Origin of the sequence: Cognatundibacterium luofuense, assembly GCF_018139685.1 — a bacterium.
Lineage (GTDB): Bacteria > Pseudomonadota > Gammaproteobacteria > Burkholderiales > Burkholderiaceae_D > Undibacterium > Undibacterium luofuense.
The window spans coordinates 1-330 of sequence record NZ_JAGSPN010000416.1; the positions used below are offsets into that span (position 1 = coordinate 1).

Here is a 330-nt window from a genome sequence, read left to right on the forward strand (position 1 = left end):
GGATATTTTCTGAAAACGTAACCGATGGTGCGAGTAAGGTCGCACTGGAACAGCTTTTAATCGCGGACAACAACGCACCGAAGAACATCACCTGCGCCAGCATAGGCACCTTGGTCATGATCAGGGTAGGTAAAATCAGCTGGGAATCCTTGTCGATCAGGCTGGCCACCATGGAGGGATCGATCAGCGTGGCCGAGTAGGCCAGGAACATAGGGATAAACGCAAAACCGAAATACAATAAGCCGCCCAGTACCGAAGCACGTCCGGCGATAGTTTCATTTTTTGATGAGGCCACACGCTGGAATACGTCCTGCTGCGGTACAGAGCCCA

At 52.1% G+C, this 330-nt stretch carries 1 pseudogene; it reads right to left on the minus strand.

Going from position 1 to position 330, the window contains the following annotated elements:
- Positions 1 to 330, minus strand: a pseudogene (locus KDM89_RS21020) (sodium:solute symporter); the annotation flags it as partial.